The following is a 7,048-nucleotide window of genomic DNA, read 5'->3' on the forward strand; positions in this document are numbered from 1 at the left end:
ATCTCCGTATGCTTACTGACAGGAACGACAAGATACTACACGATTATACTAACCTACTCGTTGAGGTTTCTCAGATGACTGACAACGAAAGGAACAGTACAGAGATCAGGTCTCTCAAGCTTATTATAGATTCTATCCACGAATACAAGAAAGAAATGGAAAGTGAGGATATGATATGAACAAAAGCAAAACACCTCTTGTTATCGCTGTGATTGGCGCTATTATCACTATGGTAATGATAATGGCTGTCATCAACAGAAGCTCTTCAAATAAGGAAAAGCCTGAGCCAAGCACAGGAAACAAAATAACAATCGACAAGCCCGAGGAGAAGCTCCAGAAAGCTTTGAAAGACATACAGATACTGTCTGCCGAGCCGATAAAGGGTACGGTGGATTATTCGGATAAGGGACCTGCAAATCTCCCAAATATCGAAACCAAGTATCCTCTCACAGTCGTTGGCGAAGGCGACGTGAACATCGAGATTTTCTCCACCTCAGAGAAAGCCGGCAAGAAAAATAACGGCTGGCTCAATGAGACTGCGGAGGAGTTCAACAATCAGAGGAACCGTCTTTCCAACGGAAAGATAATTTCCGTAAGCGTAAGAAGCATACCTTCTGGTGCTTCATCGGACTATATCGCTAATAACGTGTATATCCCGCAGGCTTATACACCCTCAAACGAGCTTTTTGGAAAGCTTGCAGCTGAACAAGGTGCAAAGCTCAAACTTGAAGCTGAATCACTTGTATCGAATACAGCAGGCATAGCTATCTCACGTACAGCAGCTTCTTCTGTAAAGTCAAAATATGGCTCTGTGACCTTTGAGAACATTGTGGACGCTGTCGTTGCAGGCGAGCTTCAGATGGGCTATACATATCCATATACCTCGGCTACAGGTCTCAACTTCCTTATAAATGCGCTCCAGCACTTTGACAGTGGAAATATTCTCAGTGATTCCGCTGTATCCACATTCCAGCAGCTCCAGAAGAGCATACCCTTTGTATGCTACACCACCGATCAGATGGTAAACGCAATGCAGAGCGGTACTCTGCAGGCAGGCGTTGTTGAGTTTCAGGCATATACAAACAGTGCTGTACTAAAGGGCGGCTATGACTTCATACCTTTCGGCTATAAGCACAGCAATCCCCTTTACAGCGTCGGAGACCTTACCACAGACCAGCAGGCAGCTCTCAACACCTTCCTTGATTTCGCACTCAGCAGCGGTCCTCAGGCACACGCAAAGGAATATGGATTTGATCCTGACAATAGCTTCGGCTACAATACAAAGGATATAAGCGGCTCGGACATCATAAGCGCTCAGCGCCTGTGGAAGGAAGAAAAGGACTCCGGCACACCTACTATCGCACTTTTCATCGCTGACGTTTCTGGAAGCATGACAGGCGATCCTTTGAACAGACTAAAGGATTCTCTCCTTGAAGCCTCAAAAAATATACGATCAGACAATTATGTAGGCCTTATCACATATAACGACAATGTTACCCTGAATCTTCCAATCGCTCAGTTCGACCTCGAGCAGCGGTCCTATTTTGCAGGAGCTGTTGAGAAAATGAAGGCAGGAGGAAATACAGCTACATACGATGCTCTCCTTGTAGGTATCAATATGATAAACGAGTATAAGGAAAGCATTCCTTCGGCAAAGACAATGATATTCGTTCTCAGCGATGGCAGATGCAATCGCGGAGTGGAGTATAACCCGGCGGCAGGTATCGTGAGTCATTACGGAATACCGATATATACTATCGGATACAATGAGGAAATTGATTCACTCAAGGATCTTTCATCAATCAATGAAGCAGTATATATCGACGCAGACAGCGACGACGTTGTATATGAGCTCTCAGCTCTCTTCAACGCACAGATGTAAGCTTAAGAATAATCCCCAAGGAAGCATTGAAAACAAAAACGCTTCTTTGGGGATTTATATTTCAAGCAATAAAAAAACGAATAATCACTTTGAGTATGTATTTATACTATAGTTCATCTCACATCATAGTAGAACTTATCCGCGGCTTTTCTGTCTTTTCCAGTAAATATAGCCTTTGTCAACCTGCGTTCCTTAAGTAGATACCAGTCACCGAACTCGTCAAATTTTCGGCTTGACGTCACAATATAAGACCTTCTAAGAGTTCCGTACTTTTTGCCGCAGGACTTTCCAAGAGCCTTCAATCGCCCTGCGAAGTCCATATCCTCAAGGCTTATGAGTTTCTCATTGAAGCCTCCTATCCTGTCAAAGTCCTTCCGCCTGCACCAAAACATAGCTCCAGAAAGCAGACCGCCGTTCCTTATCATTACGGGGATGAGATTTATCGCTATATATACCGCAGAAGCCGCGATACCAAGCGACATACGCTCAAATTTAAGCCTTGTTCCTCCCCCTATATACTTTCCCGAGGTTATCAAATCTTTTATCTCTACCAAAGAACTCTTTGACATAACGCTGTCTGCGTCTATAGTTACTATTATACTTCCACTCGAAGCTCTTACACCTGCATTCCTGATACTGCTTATACACCTGTCGTCATTTTCTATCACTATGGCACCATAGCTTTTGGCAACAGCAACCGTCCTGTCTGTACAGCGATTAGCAACAACGACTGTTTCCACCTCGTCAGGTATTTTCTTTGCCGCACGCTTTATACTGCACAGGCATTTCCCTATATATTTTTCTTCATTATGCGCAGGTATTATAACTGAAAAGAGCGCTCCCCTTTTTGAAGCCTTTTCCATTTCACACTCCCCTTCCTGTCTTCAGATAAAACTCAGACTTTTACTGCTTAATTATACCATTTTTTCGTTAAATTTTCAAGGCAATTCATTATTTGCCGTAACTATTGATTTTTGCAAAAAGCCGTGTTATAATGAAGGCAAACAGGCATGACCTGTTAATCTTAAAGAAATGGCAGGTGAACACAATGAAATTAAAAAGAATGGTAGCTGCATTTCTAGCAGCGGCAACAGCGTTTATTCCTCTTTCCGCAGACAGTATACCTACGCTTTTATCTCAGACCGTATACGCAGAGGCCCATGGTATGGGTGCAGCCCTTCCGGACTGGATCCCCTGCGACTTTGATTCCGCTTTAAGCTTCCGAAACACCTACGGCGCTACTCATGTTCAGGATGGACTTATATGCATCGTTTTCAAAGAAAACGCAGTAAAATTCCAGGAAGACGAACCACAGGGCATGCGCCGTTATGAAGTCGTTACGACAAAGGATATGATGAGTGAACTTACCCACAAGTCTTACGGTTCCGCTGACAGCAACAGCTGCTATGAGGTAGTAGTATACTATGCACCGCAGGAAAAAGGCGGATTTGAGGTTGCACTAGTAGATACATGGTTAAAATCCTCAGAGCTTGATCTTGGATACAACCACGCTGTAGCTTATTATTCGTTTATGATCGACGACAATATGGATATCACAGAGACTGATATCTACAGCTGGCTGCCTGATTGTGAGGCTGAATTCAAGGAATATTCTGATAACAATGGCAAGGTGTCCGCAATGGATAATTACATTGTGTTCTGCCTTGAATCAAACGCAGGAACCCCTTATGACTGGTTTGAAGGAATCGAAACGCCAAGCATCCGTTATGATAATATAGACAGATATTTTATAGAGGATTGCAGTCCTGAAACAGCACAGCCTCTTGACGGCGGCACAATACTTAAGGCTGTGGTCTATACGGCTGAAATAGACGGAAATTATCTTATCAGGTGGGATTATGCTTATGTCAACGACTACCAGTCAAATCAGGTAGAAAGAACGCTGATTGCAGACTGCACTATATCCGACTTTGCGCAGAAGATTACGCTTGACGACTCATATATACATGATGCAGAATTTTCCTACGCTCACTACAGTATATATTCCAATGACCTGAAAGCTTCATCATACGATATATACAATTCCTTTTCCCAGTCAGAATCTGCTGTCATAAGCTCCAAAGAGGAGCTTGTGAGCTTCCTTTCGGCTTATCTTAATAATAAGCCTCTGAATCAATTCGTATCACAGTACAGTGACAGCTTCTTTGAGGATAATGTACTGCTTCTCAACACCTATCTTGATCCCTACAGAGGACGTGTAATGTCCCATGGGCTGGACAGCGTTCAGAATAAGGACGGCAAACTGATAATTAACTATAACTCCATTATTTTCGCAAATCTGATGAGAACATCCTACTTTGATATACTTAAGGTCGTTATCCCCAAAAAGGAGCTTGAAGAAAAAGTAGTATGGAATAACAAGGATACCCTGAATTACGACCTCAAACGCATAAGCATCATCGACGAGGACACAGGTGATTATATTCCAATCACCTGGGAAAGCATACCTGATCTGTTCGGAAACAGCATAAAGTACTTCGAGGGGCAGAACCCATTCTACTGGGACACCGAGTTCTTTACTGATGACTGGCACGAGATATCTGTTGATGAAAAATACCTGCCGGAAGGCTATGTATTATCCGAAACCGAGCCCAAGACTATAAAGGAATATGCTTATAATACAGCAGATATCATTTTCAAAGTGAAAAACACAATTCCTGTCAAAGGAATAACCAAGATCTCAGCGACCACTCCCGACCTTTTCTCGAAAAACATAGTAATCGGTCCCGAGCCTGCCGTTGCTACTTCGAAATCTGAGCTTACTGAGATACTTTCACGCTACATGTCAGAAAACTACCAGAATAAATACTTCTCAGCATACAACGACGATTTCTTCAAGGACAATGTGCTGCTTCTTAACTTCTGTATTGATTCAACAGGAGGAAATAAAATTCATATAGATGATACTGACGTTTCAAGCGACAGTATATCAGTATACTATACTAAGCCTTCAACCGACTTCGGAATATGCAATACCGATTATTTCTGTATCTTACACGTAACTGTTTCAAAGACCGAATACAATTCTCAGAAAATAAAGTGGAAATTCACAGGTGATACCAACGGCGACGGAGAATTCGGTATAGCCGATCTTGTTGCATTGCAGAAGTGGCTGATAGCTTCGTCCGATACAAAAATATCAGACCTTACAGTCGCCGATCTTTGTAAGGACAACAACATAGACGTTTTTGATCTTTTGGCTATGAGAAAAAAACTTGTAGAGTTCATTCTCACCTGACACTCAGTTCAGATGCAACATTATATTTTGAAAACGATAACTATTATAAATTAGTACAATATCCCCTGGTTCAGAATGAACCGGGGGATATTTTTGCAATAACACAATAAAAAACCGCCTGTAAAAGCACAGACGGTCCTTTAGATTCAATTGATTCTGCAAAATACATGAGAGAGAGCACTGCTAAGCTCAAAGTACTGTTCATTAATCTCATAATGCTCAATATACTCGGCAATTTCTTCTCTCAGATCGCGCGGCTGTTCGTCACCATCAATAAGAACACTATCCAGCGTATAATTGAAGTCATGATCCATTGTAAAGATAAGGACTCCACAATCTTCACATGGCTGTTCAAGAGCGTGGTTTATGAACGCCTTGTCTACAGGCAGGTACAGACAATCATAGTCATCATCATACATATAAGTATTCCTTCCTGTTACAACATCGTCATAGATCTCGCCTAACATTGCAAATAACCTCATAAAAAATGCCCCCTAAATAAAATAAATTATGTACTTATAATACCCTTAATAGCCCGATTTGTAAATACCTTTTTGTGAAAAGTCACAATTTGTTAATTATATTCGTAATACTGCAACAAAATCAGCTAAACAAATTGTATATTTATTCCATCTATCACGTCTTGTTTAACAGATATTTGTGGTCAAACCACGTATTATATTGCATTGCTGTATGTTTATTATTATCGCAATTATACAATTTGGATAAGGTAATTGTGACAAACAGTTTTTTTATATGTCAGTAGGCTATGAGTTATTGGAATTGCTTAACCTTCTTTTATTAGCGAATATGCAGTTATCTTCCTTATCGGTCTGCAAAGTAGCGTACCAATTATGATATTTACAGCAGTCAGTATCAAAGCCATGATAAACAGAACTGCCGGAGGTATCTCAAAATTATTTTTCAGCGCCCCGATGACCGAGAATATTCCGTTAAACATAGCTGGCAGATAAGCTGTCCCCAACACTGCCGACAGTACAGAACCTATCATCACAACAGGCGTGATACTGCCAACTGTCTGTATTATAAGCTGTTTGCTTGTAAATCCCATAGCCTTGTAGATGCCGAAATCGGTTTTAAGGCTCGATATCATCGAACGCATGATAACGTAAAGTATGAGCAATATGATAAGCACCGTGACGATGAAAAGTATGATAGCTACTATAGTTATAAGCGAGGAATACATTGCCTGCATGGCCTTTGTTTCTTTCGCAGCATTGCTGACACTCACGGTATATTCAGAGTATTCATTGTTCATCTTATCTACAAAGCTGTCAATATCATTGTCGTCTGAGTATATGTTCAGCGAATAGAGCGACTTATCAGAGATATTATCATATCCTTCATCGGTCAGCTCGGCAATCATTCCATTATTGTTAACGCTCTGGATAAAGCCGCTGACTGCATAATCGTGAGCCTTTCCGTTCATCGTCAGAGTGAATGTATCACCGATAGAAAATTCCTCCGCAAAGGCACTTCCAATGGCTATCTCATCTGCATTGCCGGGATGCATCCCGACATAGCATATATCATTTTCAAGAAGCGTATGATCCTCGCATACTATCACGGGAATACTGCCGTCAGAGTACTCCGCATTAGCAATACCGTAATTTACTGCTTTGACATTCTCATCTTTGAGTAATTCTTTCAGTGCATCAAAATGCTCCCCGTCCGACTGCACTCTAATATCAGGCAGTTCCTCCGAAAGCGTTGTAATAAAATTATCAGGACGGATATTAACGTTATAAACAAGCACTCCCGTAAATGCAAGTAATATCATCATAACAAAAGTTACAGCAAACAACAGGATATTTCTTCCGGCAGATGCCCCTGCCTGCTTAAAGGTCAGATTAATAGCCACCGGACCTAGTGAAGTGTCAAGCGGA

General features: G+C 41.6%; 5 protein-coding genes. 2 read left to right on the forward strand and 3 right to left on the reverse strand.

The window, feature by feature from the left end; all coding sequences use genetic code 11:
• Positions 1 to 175: 175 nt before the first annotated feature.
• Positions 176 to 1,882 carry a VWA domain-containing protein gene (locus J6U00_RS11610; protein ID WP_296582017.1) on the forward strand — a complete coding sequence of 569 codons (1,707 nt, stop codon included), beginning with the start codon at positions 176 to 178 and terminating at the stop codon, positions 1,880 to 1,882.
• Positions 1,883 to 1,995: 113 nt separating this feature from the next.
• Here J6U00_RS11610 and J6U00_RS11615 read toward each other — a convergent pair whose 3' ends face one another.
• Positions 1,996 to 2,745: a glycosyltransferase gene (locus J6U00_RS11615; RefSeq protein WP_296582018.1), complete on the reverse strand. Its 750-nt coding sequence runs from the start codon at positions 2,743 to 2,745 to the stop codon at positions 1,996 to 1,998.
• Between the two features lie 185 nt (positions 2,746 to 2,930).
• Here J6U00_RS11615 and J6U00_RS11620 point away from each other — a divergent pair, with 185 nt between their 5' ends.
• Entirely contained in the window at positions 2,931 to 5,141 is a 2,211-nt protein-coding gene (locus tag J6U00_RS11620; protein ID WP_296582020.1) for a dockerin type I repeat-containing protein, read from the forward strand.
• Between the two features lie 146 nt (positions 5,142 to 5,287).
• On the opposite strand, the gene J6U00_RS11625 is transcribed toward J6U00_RS11620, so the two are convergent.
• Together J6U00_RS11625 and J6U00_RS11630 are read right to left on the reverse strand one after the other, a co-directional pair.
• Positions 5,288 to 5,623, reverse strand: a complete 336-nt coding sequence (locus J6U00_RS11625) for a hypothetical protein (RefSeq protein WP_296582022.1) — start codon at positions 5,621 to 5,623, stop codon at positions 5,288 to 5,290.
• A 305-nt stretch (positions 5,624 to 5,928) separates the two neighbouring features.
• Positions 5,929 to 7,048 (reverse strand): ABC transporter permease (locus tag J6U00_RS11630; protein ID WP_296582023.1); only part of this gene is annotated, 1,120 nt, incomplete at its 5' end.

This window comes from Ruminococcus sp. (assembly GCF_017650195.1).
Taxonomy (GTDB): domain Bacteria; phylum Bacillota; class Clostridia; order Oscillospirales; family Ruminococcaceae; genus Ruminococcus.

What these genes read in the sequence shown, in the direction of transcription:
- J6U00_RS11610 (WP_296582017.1), top strand. Translation starts at nt 176, where the DNA reads ATGAACAAAAGCAAAACACCTCTTGTTATCGCTGTGATTGGCGCTATT.
- J6U00_RS11615 (WP_296582018.1), bottom strand. Translation starts at nt 2,745, where the DNA reads ATGGAAAAGGCTTCAAAAAGGGGAGCGCTCTTTTCAGTTATAATACCT.
- J6U00_RS11620 (WP_296582020.1), top strand. Translation starts at nt 2,931, where the DNA reads ATGAAATTAAAAAGAATGGTAGCTGCATTTCTAGCAGCGGCAACAGCG.
- J6U00_RS11625 (WP_296582022.1), bottom strand. Translation starts at nt 5,623, where the DNA reads ATGAGGTTATTTGCAATGTTAGGCGAGATCTATGACGATGTTGTAACA.